Source organism: Hymenobacter sp. M1-2 (genome assembly GCF_057808495.1).
In genome coordinates this window covers 14,068-34,010 of sequence record NZ_JBTYZO010000031.1, presented here as the reverse complement: position 1 = coordinate 34,010, position 19,943 = coordinate 14,068, and the positions used below count along the sequence as shown (strand labels likewise).

14 protein-coding genes and 1 pseudogene are annotated in these 19,943 nt (G+C 63.9%); 3 read left to right on the top strand and 12 right to left on the bottom strand.

The window, feature by feature from the left end:
• Nucleotides 1–33: 33 nt before the first annotated feature.
• The 12 genes and pseudogenes from ACYSMN_RS22885 to ACYSMN_RS22830 all read right to left on the bottom strand — a co-directional run bounded on the left by ACYSMN_RS22885 (nucleotide 34) and on the right by ACYSMN_RS22830 (nucleotide 13,410).
• On the bottom strand, nucleotides 34–210 hold the full coding sequence (locus ACYSMN_RS22885) for a hypothetical protein (protein WP_488926248.1): 177 nt from the start codon (nucleotides 208–210) through the stop codon (nucleotides 34–36).
• Nucleotides 211–381 (bottom strand): galactokinase family protein, encoded by a 171-nt coding sequence (locus ACYSMN_RS22880; RefSeq protein ID WP_488926247.1) that lies wholly within the window; start codon nucleotides 379–381, stop codon nucleotides 211–213.
• A pseudogene (locus ACYSMN_RS22875) lies at nucleotides 375–2,058 on the bottom strand (sodium:solute symporter family transporter). The gene ACYSMN_RS22880 and the pseudogene ACYSMN_RS22875 overlap by 7 nt, the downstream one beginning before the upstream one ends.
• Nucleotides 2,059–2,149: 91 nt before the next feature.
• The gene (xylA, locus tag ACYSMN_RS22870) at nucleotides 2,150–3,478 is read right to left on the bottom strand and encodes a xylose isomerase (RefSeq protein WP_488926246.1); all 1,329 of its coding nucleotides are present in this window, start codon (nucleotides 3,476–3,478) and stop codon (nucleotides 2,150–2,152) included.
• A 44-nt stretch (nucleotides 3,479–3,522) separates the two neighbouring features.
• Nucleotides 3,523–5,049 carry a xylulokinase gene (locus ACYSMN_RS22865; protein WP_488926245.1) on the bottom strand — a complete coding sequence of 509 codons (1,527 nt, stop codon included), beginning with the start codon at nucleotides 5,047–5,049 and terminating at the stop codon, nucleotides 3,523–3,525.
• A gap of 32 nt (nucleotides 5,050–5,081) precedes the next feature.
• On the bottom strand, nucleotides 5,082–7,205 hold the full coding sequence (locus tag ACYSMN_RS22860; protein ID WP_488926244.1) for a DUF2264 domain-containing protein: 2,124 nt from the start codon (nucleotides 7,203–7,205) through the stop codon (nucleotides 5,082–5,084).
• A gap of 73 nt (nucleotides 7,206–7,278) precedes the next feature.
• Nucleotides 7,279–8,604, bottom strand: a complete 1,326-nt coding sequence (locus tag ACYSMN_RS22855; protein WP_488926243.1) for an MFS transporter — start codon at nucleotides 8,602–8,604, stop codon at nucleotides 7,279–7,281.
• Nucleotides 8,601–9,263, bottom strand: coding sequence for a beta/alpha barrel domain-containing protein (locus ACYSMN_RS22850; RefSeq protein ID WP_488926242.1), 663 nt, complete (start codon nucleotides 9,261–9,263; stop codon nucleotides 8,601–8,603). Before ACYSMN_RS22850 ends, ACYSMN_RS22855 begins: the two co-directional genes overlap by 4 nt.
• A gap of 12 nt (nucleotides 9,264–9,275) precedes the next feature.
• Nucleotides 9,276–10,292 (bottom strand): PfkB family carbohydrate kinase, encoded by a 1,017-nt coding sequence (locus ACYSMN_RS22845; protein ID WP_488926241.1) that lies wholly within the window; start codon nucleotides 10,290–10,292, stop codon nucleotides 9,276–9,278.
• Between the two features lie 43 nt (nucleotides 10,293–10,335).
• A complete protein-coding gene (gene kduI / locus ACYSMN_RS22840) occupies nucleotides 10,336–11,166 on the bottom strand; it encodes a 5-dehydro-4-deoxy-D-glucuronate isomerase (RefSeq protein ID WP_488926240.1) in 831 nt (276 codons plus the stop codon).
• Between the two features lie 84 nt (nucleotides 11,167–11,250).
• Nucleotides 11,251–12,021 (bottom strand): 2-dehydro-3-deoxy-D-gluconate 5-dehydrogenase KduD, encoded by a 771-nt coding sequence (gene kduD, locus ACYSMN_RS22835; RefSeq protein WP_488926239.1) that lies wholly within the window; start codon nucleotides 12,019–12,021, stop codon nucleotides 11,251–11,253.
• A gap of 357 nt (nucleotides 12,022–12,378) precedes the next feature.
• The gene (locus ACYSMN_RS22830) at nucleotides 12,379–13,410 is read right to left on the bottom strand and encodes a LacI family DNA-binding transcriptional regulator (protein ID WP_488926238.1); all 1,032 of its coding nucleotides are present in this window, start codon (nucleotides 13,408–13,410) and stop codon (nucleotides 12,379–12,381) included.
• Between the two features lie 465 nt (nucleotides 13,411–13,875).
• On the opposite strand from ACYSMN_RS22830, the gene ACYSMN_RS22825 reads away from it, so the two are divergent.
• The 3 genes from ACYSMN_RS22825 to ACYSMN_RS22815 all read left to right on the top strand — a co-directional run bounded on the left by ACYSMN_RS22825 (nucleotide 13,876) and on the right by ACYSMN_RS22815 (nucleotide 19,879).
• Complete coding sequence (locus ACYSMN_RS22825; RefSeq protein WP_488926237.1) at nucleotides 13,876–15,063, top strand: glycoside hydrolase family 88 protein; 1,188 nt, start codon at nucleotides 13,876–13,878, stop codon at nucleotides 15,061–15,063.
• A 105-nt stretch (nucleotides 15,064–15,168) separates the two neighbouring features.
• Nucleotides 15,169–18,402 (top strand): SusC/RagA family TonB-linked outer membrane protein, encoded by a 3,234-nt coding sequence (locus ACYSMN_RS22820; protein WP_488926236.1) that lies wholly within the window; start codon nucleotides 15,169–15,171, stop codon nucleotides 18,400–18,402.
• Between the two features lie 19 nt (nucleotides 18,403–18,421).
• Nucleotides 18,422–19,879 (top strand): RagB/SusD family nutrient uptake outer membrane protein, encoded by a 1,458-nt coding sequence (locus ACYSMN_RS22815; protein WP_488926235.1) that lies wholly within the window; start codon nucleotides 18,422–18,424, stop codon nucleotides 19,877–19,879.
• The last annotated feature ends 64 nt before the right edge of the window (nucleotides 19,880–19,943 follow it).

Here is a 19,943-nt window from a genome sequence, read left to right as displayed (position 1 = left end):
GAATGGTGCCGCCAAAGACGCAATCGAACCTTGCTACGGCGCTGCTACCACGCCCTTCAGGTAGTTGGCCCACAAGGTGGCGCCGGGCTTCACTCGGGTCAGGGGCGCGCTGCATTCTTCACCTTTGTCGAACGCCACGAGGCGGGCGGCGGAGCCGTGGTTGAGGCCCAGGGCAAAGTAGATTTCCTTGTCGATGGCGGCGGGCATCATCTAGCCGTGGTTGTAGTCGGTGTGCTCGCCGATGAGGTTGATGCGCCCGAGCGCCCGCACCAGCAGCTGTGGGGCGTAGCCAAAGCGGCGTTGGAAGTCGGCGGCAATGGGGAGGCAACGAGCATGGCAATCAACGCGAGAGGTGATAAGAACAGGGCAATGAACTACCAATACACCGTGTACAAGGTGGTCAGCAAGACCAGAATCACTATCGCCCCCAGGGCGAAGCGCGGGCTGGTGCGGAACATGCCCGCGTCGACGGCCAAGCCGTTGGGTTGCACGCCGCGGCCGGTTTCGACGAGGCTGATGAGCACCATGCCCGCCGCGCAGAACAGGAACACGAAGCCCATGCGGTCGAGGAAAGGAATTTCGTACACGCCCTGAGCATTGGGCACGGCAAAACCCAGCGGGGCCAGGAAGGAAAGGTCGGCCACGGTGGGTAGGAACTTGAGCAGCACCGAGAGCAGAAAACCGCCGATAGTGGCAAACAGAGCCGCTGAAGACGTAGTTTTTGGCCAGAAAAAGCCTAGGATGAACATGGCGAAGATGCCCGGCGACACGAAGCCCGTGTACTCCTGGATGTACTGGAAGCCGCCCTTCTTGTCGATGCCTAGGTGCGGGGCGATGAGCACGCCCAGGATCATGGCCACCACCACGGCCACTTTGCCAATGAAAACGAGTTTTTTTTCCGAAGCCGCTGGGTCAAACACCTTTTGGTACACGTCGAGCGTGAAAATAGTGGCAATGGAGTTGGCCTTACCCGCCAGGGAGGCCACCACGGCTGCCGTGAGGGCCGCAAAACGAGAGGCCTTTCAGCCCCACCGGCAGAATGCTCAGCAGCACCGGGTAGGCGCGGTCGGGGTTCACCTCACCGCCTTGCATCATTTCGCCACTGAACACGTCGGCTTTGAACAGCACGTAGGCCGCGATGCCCGGCAGCACCACAATCACGGGCATGAGCAGCTTGAGAAACGCGGCAAACAGCAGGCCGGCGCGGGCCGTGGGCAGGCTCGCTCCCAGCGCCCGCTGCGTGATGTACTGGTTGCAGCCCCAATAGTTGAGGTTCACGATCCACATGCCGCCCAGCAGCACCGTCAGGCCCGGCAAATCGAGGTAGTTGGGGTTGTCGCGCCGGAAGATCATGTGAAAATGGTCGCCGGCCTGAGTTGTGAGCTGCGCAAAGCCGCTGAGCACGCCGGTCTGGCCGTAGTGCTCGGCCACTAGGTTCAGAGCCAGGTAGGTGGTAGCCAAACCGCCTAGAATGAGCACAAACACTTGAATGACATCGGTGTAGCCGATGACTTTCATACCGCCCAAGGTGATGACGATGGCAAAGGCGGCCAGCGCGTACAGGCAGAACTCCAGGTTCAGGCCCGAAACGCTGCTGATGGCAATGGCGCCCAGGTACAGGATGGAGGTTAGGTTGACGACCACGTAGAGCGCCAGCCAGAACACGGCCATGATCATGGCCACGGTGCCGTTGTAGCGCTGGCTCAGAAACTGCGGCATGGTGAAAATGCGGTTCTTCAGGTACACCGGAATGAAGAACACGGCCACCACCAGCAGCGTGGCGGCGGCCATCCACTCGTAGGTGGCAATGGCCAGGCCCATCTTAAAGCCCGAGCCCGACATGCCCACAAACTGCTCGGCCGAGATGTTGGAGGCGATGAGCGAGGCCCCGATGGCCCACCACGTCAGCGAGCCTTCGGCCAGAAAGTAGTCCTTGGAGTCGCCTTCTACGGTGCCGTCGTGCCCGGTTTTGCGCCGGTACACCCACAGGCCGTAACCGGCCACGATGAGAAAATAAACGAAAAAGACGACGTAATCGAGGTTGGAGAGTTGGTGCATAGAGGCAATGAGCAATGAGCAACGGGCAATGAGTAATCAACAATGAGCAATTCCCGGCCTTATGGTCCGATATTGCTCATTGCCTACTGATTTAGATAAAGCGGTTAATCAGATTTTCGAGGTATTCCTGACGGCCGCTGATTACAGCCGGTTCGCCATGCGCGGCGGCGTAGTCGCGCAGTTGCTCTAGGGTGAGCTGCCCCTGCTCGAAGGCCTGCCCCAGGCCGCCGTCGAAGGAGGCGTAGCGCTGCCGGCGCACCTGCCGGTAATCGGACTTCTGCAGCACGTTGTCGGCCACTACCAGGGCGCGAGCAAACAGGTCCATGCCACCGATGTGGGCGTGAAAGAGGTCCTGCACGTCGGTGGAGTTGCGGCGGATTTTGGCGTCGAAGTTGATGCCACCGCCCCGCAACCCGCCAGCTTCCAAGATGACGAGCATGGCTTCGGTCAGCTCGTAGAGGTTGTTGGGAAACTGGTCGGTGTCCCAGCCGTTCTGGTAGTCGCCGCGGTTGGCGTCGATGGAGCCCAGCAGGCCGGCGTCGGCGGCCACCTGGAGCTCATGCTGGAAGGTATGGCCGGCTAGCGTGGCGTGGTTCACTTCGAGGTTCAGCTTGAAATCGGCCAGCAGATCGTACTGGCGCAGGAAGCCGATGACAGTGGCCGCGTCGTAGTCGTACTGGTGCTTGGTGGGCTCCATGGGCTTGGGCTCGATGAAGAAGGTGCCCTTAAAGCCCTGGCGGCGGGCGTAGTCGCGGGCCGTGTGCAGGAAGCGAGCCAGGTGCTCCTGCTCGCGCTGCATGTCGGTGTTGAGCAAGCTCATGTAGCCTTCGCGCCCGCCCCAGAACACGTAGTTTTCGCCGCCCAGCGCGATGGTGGCGTCGAGGGCCGCTTTTACCTGGGCGGCGCCGTGGGCCAGCACGTGGAAATCGGGGTTGGTGGCCGCGCCGTTCATGTAGCGGCGGTGCGAGAAGAGGTTGGCCGTGCCCCAGAGCAGCTTGATACCGGTTTCCTGCTGCTTTTGGCCGGCGTACTCCGTCAGGGTTTGCAGGCGCCGCTCGTTGTCGGCCACGTCGTGGGTGTAGTCCACCACGTCCACGTCGTGGAAGCAGTAGTAAGGCAGCCCCAGCTTGGTCAGGAACTCAAAGGCGGCATCCATTTTAGCCTTGGCCCGCGCAATGGGGTCGGGCTCGGCGTCCCAGGGAAAAATATGCGTCGGCTCGCCGAAAGGGTCGGCGCCGGAGCCGTTGAAGGAGTGCCAGTAGGCCCCGGCGAAGCGCAGCCAGTCCTTCATCGGCTTGCCAGCCACCACGCGCGTGGCGTCGTACCAGCGGAAAGCCAGCGGGTTGTCGGTGTCGGGACCCTCAAATGGAATGTGCGGAATGGCGCTAAACAGTGTTTTCTGGCCGAGGATTGTAGACATAGGGAGAACGGGTGGAGTGGGCGAGGTAAGGAAAAAGCAGTTCGTCAGGCCGGGCTCGATTCGGGTTGGGCCGCGGGCTCGGTTTGCGCTAAGCGGGCGCGTAACTCGGCTTTCCACCGCTGATAGGCAGGTTCGTAGGCGGCGGTCAGCGCAGCCGCGGGCTCGATGAGCTGACCGCGCGGCCGGACCTGGAATGCCTCGTCGGCGGAAGCGTACACGCCCGCGCCGATGCCGGCGCCAAGCGCGGCGCCCACGCTGCCGTCGGTGTCGAGTAGCTCCACCGCTAGCCCGGTAGCATTGACAAAAGCTTGGGTGAACACCTCGCTCAGAAACATGTTGGCGCGGCCAGCCTTGACCAAGGTCAGCGGCAGGCCGTGGTCGCGCAGCACGTCCAGGCCGTAGCGGAAGGCGAAGGCCACGCCCTCCTGCGCCGCTCGTAGCAAGTGGGCCGGCGTGTGCCGGTTCAGGTCGAGGCCGAGGAAATGGGCGCCGATTTGCCGGTTGCCCAGCAGGCGCTCGGCGCCGTTGCCGAAGGGCAGGCACAGCAGCCCGTCGGCGCCGGGGGGCACGGCCGCGGCCCGCTGGTTGGCCTCGGGGTACGATAGGCCCGGCGCCACGGCGTTGCGGGTCCAGCGGTTCAGGCTGCCCGCGCCGTTGAGGCAGAGCAGCACGCCCAGCCGCGGCGCGTCGGCGGCGTGGTTGACGTGAGCAAAGGTATTGACGCGCCCGTCGGCATCGGCCAGTAGCTGATCGGTGACGGCGTAGATGACGCCGCTGGTGCCGGCCGTAGCCGCTACTTCGCCCGGCCGGAGCACGTTCAGGGCCAGGGCGTTGTTGGGCTGGTCGCCGGCTTTGTAGCTGACCGGAATGCCCGGCGGCAGGCCTAGCTCGGCGGCCACGGCGGGCAGCAGCCGGCCGTGGTCGGCAAACACGCCTTGTACCGGCGGAATCAAGGCCGGATCGAAGCCAAAATAGTTGAACACATCTTGCGACAGTTCGCCGCGGGCGAAATCCCAGAACACGCCCTCCGACAAGGCCGACACGCTGGTGGTGGCCGCGCCCGTGAGCTGCAGGCCCACAAAGTCGCCGGGCAGCAGCACCTGGTGAATGCGCTGGTACGTCTTCGCCTCGTGCTCTTTCACCCAGGCCAGCTTGGCGGCCGTGAAGTTGCCGGGCGAGTTGAGCAGGTGGCTCAGGCTGCGCTCCTCCCCTATCGCCCGGAAAGCCTGCTCGCCGTAGGGCACGGCGCGGCTGTCGCACCAGATGATGGCGTCGCGCAGTACCCGCTGCCGTTCATCCACCACCACCAGCCCGTGCATCTGGTAGGCAATGCCGATGGCCTGGATGGCGTGCGGGTCGTAGCGGCCGCTGGCGTGGGCCTGCCGGATGGCCAGGCAGGTGTCGTGCCACCACTGCTGCGGGTCTTGCTCGGCCCAGCCCGGCTGGCGCACCGTCACGGCCCGCTCGGTATCGGCCGGGCAAGTAACGGACACCAGCGCCTGCCGGGTTTGGGCGTCGACCACCGACACCTTGACGGCCGAAGTTCCTATGTCGATTCCGAGCAGCAGCATGAGAACGGGGGGTGGGAAGGAAGGGCAGCAGCTTAAAAGGTAATCGTTTTCCGGGTGCCGTCGGCGAAGCGGACTTGCACGCCCGGGCCGGCGGGCTTGAGCTGGCGCACGGGCAGCAGTTCGTCGTCGGTCCAGGGCTGCCCGGCTTTTTTCCAAAGCAAGAGCGTGGCGTACAGCGTGGAGCCCCCCGCCGGCAACGTGGCTTCGGCGTTGATAACGGCGCTTTCGGCACTGGCCGGGTGCAGCCCCTGGGTATCGACTACGCGCGCCGCTTGCCAGCCGCGGAGCGGCACCAAAGCCAATTGGTAACGCCCGTTGCTGAGCAGCTGCACCACGTGGCCGCGCACCCGGCGGGTGTGCCGCTCCAGGGGCTGGCCAGCTAGGGCAGGCAGGGCGTAGTGACCCAGGCGCAGGGCGGTGCCGGGCGGGCCGCTGATCTGGTCGAGGCGCAGCAAGCCGTTGGGCAGGGGCACATCGGCCAGGTGCAGGCGCACGGTGGTGTCGGTTTCCAGCACCGCGTCGCGGTAGTAGACGCCGTCGGCGAAGCGCCGGAAGTCGTAGAGGCGCAGCGCTTCCCACTGGCCGAGGCGGTTGCGGAACACGTAGTTCATGGCCACTTCGCCGTTGGGGCCGTCGGCCTGCCAGGGGAAGGCGCTATTGTAGGCCAGGCGGTTGTAGCTTTCGGTGCCCCGAAACGGCTCGGCCACGCCCACCACTTTGGCGTGGCACCAGGCCCGCACTTCGGCCGCGCCGCTGTTGGGGTAATCGGTAATCAGGATGCCGCTGCCGGGCTGAAACTTGTTGAGCACGGTGTTGGGCGCCAGCTCGGCGGCCCAGGGCCCCTCGTTTTCGGTGGCCGTCCAGAACGGGCTGTCGGCGGGCACGAGCAGTCCTAGAAAGGCCTTGCCGGCCCAGTAGGCACTGCCCCGGCAGCTGTAGGCCTGCACGGCCGGCTCGAACGGCCCGTAGAAGCCCAGCGTGGGCACCCGGTCCTGCAGAAACTCCGGGTGCTGCAGAAACTGCAGCAGCACGCCCGACGAAATCCGCCGCAGCCAGCCGTAGTTGGTGTTGGGCGCGGGCGCGAGGCCCAACAGCGGCAGCGGTACCACGGCCCCGAACCGGTAGCTGATACTGCGCCCCCACATAATCATCTCGCCCTGGCGGCTGAACAGGTACGGGTAGTGGTCCTTGGCTTCGTGCAGGTTAGCCGTGAACTGCCGGGCCAGCGCGGGGTAGTGGTGGTTGCCGTAGAACTGCGCCCACAGCGGGCCGTAGAGCTGAAACGCCCAGGCGCTGTAGTAATCGTAGGCCGGGTTGTCGTTGTACCAGCCCTGGCCGCGGTAGAGGGCCAGCAGCTTGTGCAGGAAATCTTTTAGCAGCGGCTCGTTCACGGCGTAGCCGCGGCTCTGGCAGAAGCTTAGCACGAAGACGTTGAAAAACTGCCAGTTCGACGGCACCGTGGGTCCGTCGCCGTAGCTGAGCATGGTGGCGGCCAGAGCGTTTTTTTGCGCGCGGGGCAGCGGGTCCCACAGCACTTCCGGGGCCGCAAACAAGCACACCGCCAGGCCGCCAAACTCAACCAGCGGCTGGCTGCGGGGCTCGTGCGGGGCCCGGGGCCGCAGGTAGGTGGGACTGGCCGGGTCGACGAGGCGGCCGAGATGGTGGCGGTAGTAGTCGGCTACACGGATGCCGTTGATTTCGAGCTTGGGGTTTTGCTTAAGCAGCGGCACGGCGATGAAGAGCGTGCGGCACAGATCCTCGAACTTCTCGGCCGGCTCTTGCGCGGCGGTGCGCGGGTAGCTTTTGCCCGGCTGCTTGGGAAACACCAGCGGGTCGTCGAGGCGGTGTACGTAGCTGAAAGCGCCTTGCAGCAGGTACAAGGCGGCATTGTACCAGTGGCGGCGGGTCATGCCGGTCAGCGGGCTTAACCGGAAGTCGGGCTGTTGTACTTGAAAAACGGTCGGCCCTGCCCCGATCAGGTTGGAAGCCGGCCCGGCCGCAGCAAGCGCCTGCGCCGGCAGTTGCCGGCTGCCGAGCAGCAGTACCAGCAGCAAACCGGCCGTGGCGGCTAGTCGCGGCCCACTCATCAATCCAAACCCCACGCCGCAGCCAGGGCAAAAGAATGCACGGACTGAGAAAAATCGCAGAACGGGCATGGCAAGGACTCGGGTTGCGGGTATTGACATCGAGGAAGCGGGCGTTGCGTCGGGGCCGGGTTGCGGTGGCGGCTCAGTGGGCCACCACGGAACGGGCGGCGGGTGGGCTGAGCTGCACCGGCGTCATGCGCGGGGCGAACAGGTGCATCAGCCCCCAGGCCAGCAGGTAAGCCGAGCCGCAGAGCAGAAAGATAATGTTGTAGCCGCCCTGCACGTTGCCGGCCGCTTTGTAGCTATCAAGCAGCCAGCCCACCAGCAGCGGAAACAGAATGCCGCCCACCGAGCCGGCCATGCCGCCCAGCCCCACCACCGACGACACGGCGCGCTTGGGAAACATGTCGGAAGCGGTGGTGAAGATATTGGCACTCCAGGCTTGGTGCGCGGCGGCGGCCAGCGAAATCAGGGCCACGGCCGGCCAGATGCTCGTCGCGTAGCGGGCCAGCACGATGGGCACCACCAGCACGGCAAACAGCAGCATGGCCATTTTCCGGGCCTGGTACACGCTCCAGCCGCGCTTGATCAGGTACGACGACAAGTAGCCGCCGCCGATGCTGCCAATGGTGGTCATGGAGTACACGATGACCAGCGGCAGGCTCGGCTTTTTCAGGTCGAGCTGGAAGGTGGCGGAAAAATACGAGGGCAGCCAGAACAGGAAAAACCACCAGATGGGGTCAGTCAGTAGCTTGCCGAAGACGAAGGCCCAGGTTTGGCGCACGCGCAGCAGTTGGCCCCAGGTTACGGGCGGGCCCTCCTGGTCGCCGTCGGTGGGCTCGGGTTCGTTATCGGAATGGATGTAGGCGTACTCGTCGGCGCTGAGCTTGGGCTGGCGCGCCGGCACTTCGTAGAAAAACCACCAAGCCGCCAGCCACCCGAAACCAATGGCCCCGGTGATGACGAAAGCCTCCTGCCAGCCGTAGGCGCCCAGAATCCAGGGCACCATGACGGGCGCCACCACGGCCCCGATGTTGGCGCCGGAGTTGAAAAGACCGGTGGCCAGGGCCCGTTCCCGCTTCGGAAACCACTCGGCCACCGTCTTGATGGCGGCCGGGAAGTTGCCCGCCTCTCCCAGTCCCAGCGCGGCCCGCGCCAGCGCGAAGCCCGCTGTGCTCGTGGCCAGGGCGTGGGCCACCGCCGCCCCGCTCCAGGCAATGATAGAGAGGATAAAGCCCCGCTTGGTGCCGATGCGGTCAATCAGCCGGCCGAACAAGAGCAAGCCCACCGCGTAAGCCGCCGAAAAAGCCATGACGATGTGGCCGTAGTCGGTTTCGGTCCAGCGGAACTCGGTTTCGAGCGCCGGCTTGAGCAGGCCGATAACCTGCCGGTCGAGGTAGTTGATGCTGGTGGCAAAGAACAGCAGTGCCACCACGGTCCAGCGGTAGCGGCCAACGGGACTTTTCATGGGCTTGAAGGGTTGAGGTGTGGTACCCCCGCCAGCAGGGCGGCTACCTGGGCGGCCAGCGCGGCCGCGTCGGCGGCGGCGAAGAGCTGGGAGCCGATGCCCACGCAGCTCGCGCCGGCCCGAAACCAGGCCGCCAGGGCTTCGGGCTCGGGGGCAATACCGCCCGTCACCATGAGCTTTACGGCCGGCAGCGGGCCGCGCAAAGCCTGCACGTAATCGGGCCCCACGGCGCTGGCGGGAAAGATTTTCACCACGTCGGCCCCGAGCTGGGTGGCCTGGTACACTTCGTTGGGCGTGAGGGCGCCGGGCAGCCAGGCCAGGTCGTGGCGCCGGCACACGGCGGCTACCTCGGCGCCGATGACGGGCTGCACGATAAAGTCGGCACCGGCGGCGATGAACTGCTCGGCTTCGGCGGCGGTGTAAATGGTACCGGCGCCCAGCAGCAGATCGGGAAACTCCGCTTCCACCAGACGCTGCAGCTCGGCGAAGACGGTCGGGGCCTGCGGGCCGCGGTTGGTAAACTCAAACACCCGGATGCCGCCGGCGTAGCAGGCCCGCAGCACGCGGGTGGCGTAAGCAGCTTCGGCGTGATAAAACACCGGTACGAGCGGGGTGCGCAGCAGCTGCGCTACGGCCTCCAAGCGAGTAAATCGAGCCATAACCAGAAAAAGTTAGCGGAGCAGCCGCCCGGAAGTGTTGCCCTGCACAATGTGGTCCACCTCGGCGGCGGTGGCCAGGTTCACGTCGCCGGGAATGGTGTGTTTGAGCGCCGAAGCCGCCGTGGCAAACGCCAAGGCCCCGGCCGCGCTGCGGCCGTGCACCACCCCGTAAATGAAGCCCGCCAGGAAGGCGTCGCCGCCGCCAATGCGGTCCACCACGGGCGTGATGTCGTAGTAATCGGTTTCCTGGTAGTGGCCGCTGGCTTCCGCGAGCAGACCCTTGATGCGCTCGTACGAGGCGCTTCGGGTTTGGCGCTCGGTGGCCAGCACCTGCCTGATCCGCGGGAAGCGCCGCATGAGCTTTTCCGCCATGGAAGCGAAGCGGTTGCCGGCGCCTTCGTCGGGCGCGATGCCGAACAAATCCGCGGCGTCGCCCTCGGAGCAGACCACTACGTCGCAGCCTTCCACCAGGCCGGGCATCACGTCCTGGGCGCGCTGCCCGTACTGCCAGAGGTTGCGGCGGTAGTTCACGTCGGCCGACACGGTGAGGCCCAGGCGGCGCGCGGCGGCAATAGCTTCGCGGGCAGCCTGAGCCGCCGGCGCCGAAACCGCGGCCGTAATGCCGGTCCAGTGCAGCCACTGCGCCCCTTCTAGAATGTTGTCCCAGTCGAAGGCCGCCGGGTCGAGCCGGGCAAAGGCGGAGTCGAACCGGTCGTAGACGATGGCGCTGGCCCGCAGCGCGGCGCCGACTTCCAGAAAATACACGCCCAGGCGCGCGTTCGGGGTGAAGACGGCGTGGCGCAGGTCCACACCCAGGGCGCGGAACTGCTGGGCGGCGGCGTGGCCCAGCTGATTATCGGGAAGGCAGGTAACGTGCGCGGCGGGCACGCCCAGCACGGCCAGCGAAGCCGCCACGTTGGCTTCGCCGCCGCCATAGGTGGCATCCAACGAGCGGGCTTGCGTCAGGCGCTGGTGCGGCGGGGGGCTGAGCCGCAGCATGATTTCGCCGAAGGTTACTACGTGCTTCATGGGGTCAGTTCGGCTACCGCGGCTGCGGTGGCCGGCAGAAGAGTTAAGCCAGCTCGTGAATGCTCACGGGGTCCATGTCGGTGTACTCGCGGTTTTCGCCGGCCATGCCCCAGATGAAGGCGTAGGCGCTGGTGCCGCAGCCCGAGTGGATAGACCAGGGCGGCGAAAGCACCGCCTGCTCATTGCTCACCCACAGCGGGCGGGTGTGCTGCGGCTCGCCCATGAGGTGCAGCACCCGCTGGTCGGCGGGCAGGTTGAAATACAGGTAGGCCTCGGCCCGGCGGTCGTGGGTGTGGGTGGGCATGGTGTTCCACACCGAGCCGGCGTGCAGCTGCGTCAGGCCCATGACCAGCTGGCAGCTCTCGATGCCTTCGTCGTAGATGTACTTGTAGATGGTGCGCCGGTTGGCGGTTTCCAGCGCGCCCATTTCCACCGGCGTGGCCTCGGCCCGGGTGCGGCGCGTGGTGGGCAGCACCCGGTGGGCCGGGGCCGAGAGCAGGTAGAACTTGGCTGGCCGGGCCGAGTCGTGGCTGCGGAAGTGCACGTCGCGGGATTCTTTGCCTACGTACAGGCAATCCTGCGGACCCAGCTCGTGGGCGGTGCCGTCCACTGTTACCTGGCCGGCGCCGCCCACGTTGAGCACGCCCAGCTCCCGCCGCTCCAGGCAGTACTCGGCCCGCAGCTCGTCGGGGCAGGTCAGCGCCAGCGGCTCGGCCTCGGGCATGGCCCCGCCCACAATCAGGCGGTCGTAGTGGGAATACACCAGCTCCACGCGGCCGGGCACAAACAGGGTTTCAATGAGGAAGCTTTCCCGCAGCTCGGCGGTGCTGGAGGCAGCCACTTCGCGCGGGCTGCCGGCGTATCGTTGTTGCATATTCAATGAGCAATTACGAATGAGCAATGAGCAATTGGTAGTGAGTCGTATTGCTCATTCGTAATTGCTCATTGTAAATTGAAATCAACGTCCCATCCAGCCGCCATCGACGGTGAGGATGGTGCCGTGCACGTAGTCGGCAGCGGCGGAGGCGAGGAAGACCGTGGGGCCTTTGAAGTCGGCGGGGTGGCCCCAGCGGCCGGCCGGGATGCGGGCCAGAATGCTGGTGGCGCGGTCCGGATCGTTGCGCAGGGCTTCGGTATTGTCGGTGGCGATGTAGCCCGGCGCAATGGCGTTGACGTTCACCCCGCGGCCGGCCCACTCGTTGGCCAGGGCCTTGACCAGCGAGCCGATGGCGCCCTTGCTGGCCGCGTAGCCCGGTACCGTAACGCCGCCCTGAAACGAGAGCAGCGAGGCCGTGAAGATGATTTTGCCGGAGCCCTGCTGCAACATGCGGCCCCCAATGGCGCGGGCCAGACGGAAGGGCGCGTCGAGGTTGATGCGCAGCACCTCGTCCCAGTATTCATCGGAATGCTCGGCGGCGGGCTGGCGCCGGATGGTGCCGGCGTTGTTGATCAGGATGTCGAGGCGCGGAAAATCCTGCTGCACCCGCGCCAGAAACGCGTCAACTTGCTCGCGCTGGCCGAAATCGGCCTGGTAGGCGTGAAACTCCCGGCCCAGGGCCCGCACCTGCTGCTCGGTCTCGCTGCCACTCAGTGCCAACGAGGCCGACACGCCGATGATGTCGGCGCCGGCTTCGGCCAAGCCCAGGGCCATAGCTTGGCCGATACCCTTGTTGCAGCCGGTCACCAAGGCGCGCTTGCCAGCCAAGCTAAACAGCGAGGAACTGCTCATTTCCAATTTGAAGTGGTGGGTGATTTGAGCATCCCAGCCGGTGGCGCGGAGCCAGTTGGCGGTGCTTCTTCGTCAAGGTTAGAACCTTTCGCGGATTAAAAAAAACATACTGCCGGTTTTATTGCCGCAAGCGTTGCCGCAAACGCTTGCGGAGTTCGGTCAGCAAAAAAATAGCTATTCGGAGCTATGCGCTCGGCATTTCTGAGAGAATGGCAATGCGAGTTGCTGGCTTGTCAGGACAGCCGGCTTTCCAAGGCTATCCATAGCCTTGCCATAGTTCAATTACATAGCTCTTCGGCTTGCCCCGCAAAACCGCCTGGCAAACGAAACTCCACTCGTTGGGGCCCGCCCGCTGCGTCAGACGAGTAGTTTTCGCAAGGACGATTTCCGGACCACCAGCTGCGTGTCGAGCACTTTGGTTTCCGGTGGGGTTTGCTCGTCACCCGCATTCAGCTGCTTGAGCAGCAGCCGCACGGTTTCCACGCCCATTTCCTGAATGGGCTGGCTTACGCTGGTCAGCGGTGGCGTCTGCAAGGCGGCAAAGGGCTCGTTGTTGAAGCTGGCAATGGCTACGTCCTCGGGAATGCGCACGCCTTTTTGCTTGAGGGCATACATGGCCGGAAACGCAATCCGGTCGCTGACGGCCAGCAAGCCGTCGGGGGGCAGCGGCAGGCTCATGAGCATGAGGGTTTGGGCAATGGCGTTTTCCTGCGTGTAGTCGCAGTGAAAGATGTATTCCTCGTTTGCGCTCATGCCGTGCTTGGCCAGGGCGGCGCGGTAGCCGGCCAGGCGCTGGTTGCTGATGAGCAGACTGGGCGGGCCCGCCAGAAAACCGATCCGCTGGCAGCCGTTCTCAATCAAATGCTCCGCGGCCGTAAAAGCCGCTTCGTGATTGTCCACGACTACTTTTGAAGCCTGAATCCCCTCGGCGTAGCGGTCGAAGAGCACCAGCGGAAAGCCCTTGCGGGTGAGGCGCTCGATGTGCTCGTAGTTGTTGGTGTCGCGCGAGAGCGAGATGAGAAAGCCCTCCACCTGGCTGCGCAGCAGGTTCTGGATGTGGATAATCTCGCGCAGGTGCGACTCGTTGCTTTGGCAGACGAGCACGCTGTAGCCGGCCTGCATGGCCGCTTCCTCGATGCTGTTGAGCATGGAGGAAAAGAAATGGTAGCTGAGGTTGGGCATGATCACGCCGATGGTCCGGGTGCGCGAGTGGGCCAAGTTCTTGGCCAGTTGGTTGGGCTGGTAGTCGAGCTCGGTGGCCAGCCGCTGCACGGCCGCGCGCGTGTCGGGGTGCACCTCGGGCATACCCCGCAGTGCGCGCGAGGCCGTTGAGAGCGAGATGTTCAAGGCCTGCGCGATGACCTTGAGCGTGACCGGCGTGTTTCTCATGGTAGTTGGTAGTAAGCGAAATGTACGTTGGCAAGAACAGTCGAGGCTCGCGGCCGGGGACCGGGATTTAAGGAACGGACCCGGCGGCAACGTTGCCGGCCTGTTACATAAATAAGCAATTATAAATTATCAGGACACAACAAAGCGTTTAATTTCTTTGCCGCAAGCGTTTGCGGCAACGCTTGCGGCAATTATTTTCTGTGTGAACGAAAATTTTTCATCTAAAAACTTGCCTAAAGGCACGATTCACACGACATTTTGAGACCTGGTAACGAAAACGTAAAGCTGATACAGCCTTCTTTTCCTGCCTCTGCTGCCATAACAGGCCCTCTTGATCTTAGCTCTTTTTTGTACTTTGCAAATAAAAGCTACCAAGGTCCACTCTGTAATTGCGGCTATTCCCCTGCTCTTCCTTCTGCCTTGGCTTTCAGCCCAGGAATCCCCACCCATTCCATTTTCACCTACATGCTCAAAAAAGCGGGCTTCCTGTTGCAGCTGTTGCTGCTGGCCTCTGCGGCGCTGGCCCAGACCCCCCTCAACGTAAGCAAAGAGTTTGTCTTTGCCGCCCAGCAGTACGAGCGCATGCTCCAGGCGCATCCGGACACCAAGCGGATACCGCACTCCAGCAACCCCGACGGCTCGCTGCGCGACATGCCTTCTTCGTGGTGGTGCAGCGGCTTTTTCGGCGGCTCGCTGTGGTATTTGTACGAGCGCACTAAAGACCCGAAATGGAAAACCGCGGCAGAACGCTGGACCACGGCCGTAGCCAAAGAGCAAACCAACACCAGCACCCACGATCTGGGCTTCATGCTGTACTGCCCCTTCGGCAATGGCTACCGGCTCACCAAAAACCCGGACTATAAGGCGGTACTACTGACTGGAGCCAATTCCCTGGCCACGCGCTTCAACCCCGAGTACGGGGTGATTAAGAGCTGGGACGAGCACAAAGGCTACAAATACCCGGTCATCATCGACAATATGATGAACCTGGAGCTCCTGTTCTGGGCAGCCAAAGAATCGGGCGACAAGCGACTTTATAACATCTGCGTGGCGCACGCCGACAGCACGCTCAAAAACCACTTCCGGCCCAATGCCAGCTCCTACCATGTGGTGTGCTACGACAAGGGCGGCAAGGTGCTTAAGCGCAAAACCCACCAGGGGCACGCCGACGAGTCGGCCTGGGCGCGGGGGCAGGCCTGGGGGCTGTACGGCTACACGGTGATGTACCGCGAAACCAAAGACCCCAAATACTTGACGCAAGCCCGGCGCATTGCGGACTTCTACCTGAGCCATCCCAATCTGCCCGCCGACAAAATTCCTTATTGGGACTTCAACGCGCCCGGCATTCCAAAGGAAGAGCGCGACGCCTCGGCCGGTGCCATTACGGCTTCGGCGCTGCTGGAGCTGTGCACTTACTCTGGGGCGGCCGGCAAGCCTTACTACCGCGCCGCCGTGCAGATGCTGCAAAGCCTGGCCAGTCCGGCTTACAGAGCTAAGCTAGGCGAGAACAACAACTTCCTGCTCAAGCACAGCGTGGGCGCCAAGTCCCTGGGCTCGGAGATTGACGTGCCGCTGGTCTACGCCGATTACTACTACCTCGAAGCCCTGTTGCGCTACGAGGCCCTGCGCAAACTACCGGCTTTCCAACTCTAGCCCTCCGCTGCCGCTTCATCAAGGCTTGCCGGGCCTTGGCTCACGAAGCCTCACTGCTCTGCTTGCTTCGCCGTCTATTACCTCCTCCTTAATTCCCACACGCCCATGACACATTCTTTACTCCCGCCGCGGTGGCTGGTGCTGCCTGCTTTGCTCTGCGGCCTTTCGCTGGCCGTGCACGCTGCCCCCCACGCCGGCGCTCCTCCCCTCCTGCGCCCTAAGGCACAGCCCGACGTAAAAGTAAGCGGGCGCATTACCGACGAAAAAGGCGAGGGTATGCCGGGCGTGAACGTAATAGTAAAGGGCACCACTAACGGCACCCAAACGGCACCCGATGGCAGCTTCACCCTCACCGTGCCCGACAATGCAACGCTGGTAGTGTCGTTTGTGGGCTACCTGACGCAGGAACTGGCAGTCAACGGGCAAAGCGCGGTGAACGTGGTTCTCAAGCCCGACAGCCAGGTGATGAACGAGGTGGTCGTGATTGCCTACGGCGAGCAGTCGGCCAAGACGTTGTCGGCAGCAGTCAGCCAGATTGACGGGGCCACCATCGGCCGGCAGCCCGTGGGCACGCCCGGCGAAAGCCTGGCCGCATTGGCTCCCGGCGTACAGGTGCAGAGTGAGCGGGGCGGTACGCCGGGCGCGCCGCCCACCATCACCATTCGGGGGGGCTCGTCGCTGGGCACTTCCAGCGACCCGCTGTTCGTGGTGGATGGCTACCCCTTGCAGGACCCGGCCCAGTTCAACCTGATAAACCCGACCGACATCGAATCGATTTCGGTGCTCAAGGATGCGGCCTCGACGGCCATCTACGGCTCGCGGGCCGCCAACGGCGTGGTGATTGTGACCACCAAGCGCGGCAAGGCCGGCGTGACGCGCTTCGACATCTCGGCCTACACCGGCGTGCAGCAGCTTTCCAAGAAGCTGGACGTGTTGGGCCGCGACGAGTACCTCGACAACTTGAGCTACCAGCAGCGGGCCCGCGCCTACACCGGCCCGACCACGCCCCCGAACACGCCGTTTCCGCTGCTCGATATCTTCAGCACCGACCCCGGCAGCTTGCCCGACACCGACTGGCAGGACGCTATCTACCGCTCGGCCGTCATCAGCAACTACCAGATTTCAGCCACCGGCGGCACCGACAAGGCCCGCTTTGCCGTATCGGGTGGCTACTTCAAGCAGGACGGCATTCTGCGCGGCTCGGACTACAACCGCTACAACGTGCGTTTCAACCTCGATGCCAACCTCAGCCCGAAGCTGAAAATCGGGATTTCGCTGGCCCCGACCTACGCCGAGCAGAACCGGCAGGCGGCGGCCGGGCAGTTTAATGGTTCGAACGCGAGCGAAAACGGCGGCACCCGCGGCGTGCCCAACGCCGCCCAGCTGGCCCTGATTCAGTCGCCCACCATTCCGGTGCGCCTGCCCAACGGCGACTACGGCCAGCCCTTCAACAGCCAGCTGAACGCCAATGGCAGTACCTTCTTCAATGCCAACGTGTTCAATCCGCTGGCCGTGGTGGAGTTGAACCAAAACCGCACCACCAGCTACCGGGTGTTTGGCAACTCCTACTTAGAGTGGGCGCCCCTCGAAGGCCTGGTGCTGCGCACTTCGGGCGGCGCCACGCTCAACATCGACAACCAGACGGCCTACATTCCGGCCACGCTGGCTACGGAAGCCGCCCCGCGGGCCAACCTCTCGACGCCGGTCATTCCCTCCATTTTCTCGCGGGAGTCGCAGCGCCAGCAGGTCGATTATCTGTGGGAAAACACCGGCACCTACTCCAAGCAACTAGGCGAGCACAGCTTCAACCTGCTAGGCTTGTTTTCGCTGCAAAAATTCCGGGCCAACGCCACGGCCACGGCCGGCCGGGCGGGCACGTTCAGCACCGACCTGCTCGACAACCCCCTGGCCTCGCCCGACCGCACCGGCGAGCTGGACTACGACCAAAACGCCTTCCTCTCGTTCGGTGGGCGCCTGACCTACGACTTCCGCAAGAAGTACCTGCTCTCGGCCGCCTTCCGCACCGATGCCTCTTCGCGCTTCGGGCCCAACAACAAGTACGCGAACTTCCCCTCGGCCTCGGTGGGCTGGCGCCTGAGCGAGGAAAGCTTCTGGGAAAGCTTCCGGCCCGTAGTGAACGAGTTCAAGCTGCGCGCCAGCTACGGTTTTACCGGCAACGCCAACATCGGCTCGTTCAACTACCTCAACAGCGTGGTGAACCGCAACTACAGCTTCGGCGGCGTGCGTACGTTCGGCTACAGCCAGAACGGCTTCCCCAACGCCGACCTGACCTGGGAGAAAAACAAGCAGTTTGACGCCGGCGCCGATTTTGGCTTCTTCGACGACAAATACACGCTGAGCCTGGATTTCTACGACCGCGAAACCACGGGCATGCTGCTCAACCGCGAGCTGCCCGGCATCATTGGGTACGCCACGCGCTACCGCACCAACATCGGCGGACTGCGCAACCGCGGCCTGGAGCTGGCCGCCGGCGTCAACCTGAAATTCGGGGAGGTGCAGTGGGCCATCAACGGCAACATCTCGGGCAACCGCTCGAAGGTGCTGAGTCTGGGCGGCGTCGATGCTTTGGTGGCCGAGCCCGGCGTCTTCGGCTGGAACAACGTGTACCAGGTGCGCGTGGGCGAGCCGCTGGGCAATATGTACGGCTTCGAGGTGCTGGGCGTGTTCAACGACGCCGAGGAGCTGGCCCGCTATAAGAGCGAGGGTACCCGCACCTACGCCGGCGACTTGGTGGGCAACTGGATTATCAAGGACCAGAACGGCGACGGCAACATCAACGAGCTGGACCGCACCAAGGTAGGCAAGGGCGTGCCCGACTTCATCTACGGCCTCTCGCAGACAGTGCAGTTCCGCGGCTTCGACCTAGGCCTGATTGTGCAGGGCGTGCAGGGCGTCAACGTCATCCAGGGCAATGCCCGGCAGTTCTGGAACAACAACCTCAACAACACGACCCACGACTTCTACCAGAACATGTGGGACCCGGCCGACCCCGACAAGGAGACGCGCTACCCCCGCGCCGGCGCCGGCGGCATCACGCCCAGCAACAACCTCACCGACCGCCTGCTCTTCAACGGCTCGTTTCTGCGCGTGCGCAACCTGACCCTGGGCTACACCCTGCCCAAAAGCGTGCTATCGACCATCAAGATGCAAACCGTGCGCGTGTACGTGACCGGCCAGAACCTGCTCACCATCACCGACTACCCTGGCTACAACCCCGAAACCAACACCGACCCCGGCTCGCTGACCCGGCCCGGCCTCGACCAGGGCACTTACCCTGCCTCGCGCACTTATACCGCCGGCCTTGCTATCGGCTTCTAACCCTCTGCCTCTCCCTCCCATGAAACGCTACCCTATTTTAGTTCGCACCCTGCTGGCGGCCGGCTTGCTGCTCGGCGCGGCCAGCTGCGATGATTTTGTGGAGCTGACCCCTCAGGACGTGATTCCGGTGCCCGGCTTCTACCAAACCGAGGCCGACCTGCACGGCGCCCTCACCGGCACTTACGGCAACCTGCGCGGCATCTACAACACCTACTACGCCTTCACCGAGCTGCCCTCCGACAACGCCCGCACGTTCGGCGAGAGCGAAGCGGCCTGGGGCCAGTTTGATAAGCTGAGCTGGATGGTGAACAACACCAACATCTCCAACGGCTGGACGGACTCCTACCGCACCATCGCCAGCGCCAACATCATCCTGGCCCGCATCGAGGCCGTGCCCTTCGCCAGCGCCGATACCAAGGCCCAGTACATCGCCGAGGCCAAGTTTCTGCGGGCGCTGATGTACTTCAACCTGGTGCGCTTCTTCGGGGGCGTGCCGCTGGTGCTCGAAGAGCTGACGACCGAGCAGCAGGCCTACACCTATACCCGCACCCCGGAGGCCGACATTTACGCCCAGATCGAGCAGGATTTGCTGGAAGCCGAGAACGTGCTGCCCGTTTCGTACACCGGCCCCAACGTGGGCCGGGCCACGAAGGGCGCGGCGCGAGCTTTGCTGGGCAAGGCTTATCTGCAGCAGAAGCTCTGGAACAAGGCAGAAACCAAACTGGCGCAGGTCGTGACGGGCGCCCCCTACCAGCTGCTGCCCGAAGTGAGCAACGTGTTCGGGCTAGGCAAGGACAACAACGCGGAGATAGTGTTTGCCGTGCAGTACATCAGCACTGGCACCGGCGAGGGTAACTCCTTTGTGCACAACTTCGCCCCCCAGACTTCCGGCACCAGCATTGTGAGCGTCAATGGCGGCAGCACCTGTGTGGGCACCAAGGACCTCAACGACGCCTTTGAAGCCAACGACGCGCGCAAGGCCGTCTTCCTGGGCGCGTTCCAGAACGGCACCAACGTCAACAACACCTATTACTGGGCCCGCAAGTTTATTTACAACATCACCCAGCTCAACGAGGGCGACAACGACTGGCCCGTCATCCGCTACGCCGACGTGCTGCTCATGTACGCCGAGGCCCTGAACAATAATGGCAAAACCGCCCAGGCCCTGGGGCTAGTGAACCAGATCCGAACGCGGGCCAGGCTGCCGGTCCTGGCCACGACTTTAAGCGCCGCCGCTACGCAGCTGGCCATCGAGCAGGAGCGCCGCGTCGAGCTGTGCTTCGAGGGACACCGCTGGCACGACCTGATTCGCTGGGGCAAGGATGTGAGCACGATGCAAGCCTTCAAGACCAGGTACATCGCCATCGATGCCGCCAACAATGCCATCCAGGCCGAGCCCGAGCGGCGGCTGTTCCCGGTTCCGCAGCGCGAGCGGCTGCTCAACCCCAACCTGACCCAGAACCCCGGCTACGAATAAACTGCCCGGCGCCCCGAGGCCGGCCGCAGCTGCTTTGGCCGGCTTCTGCCGTGGAGCGCGGGGT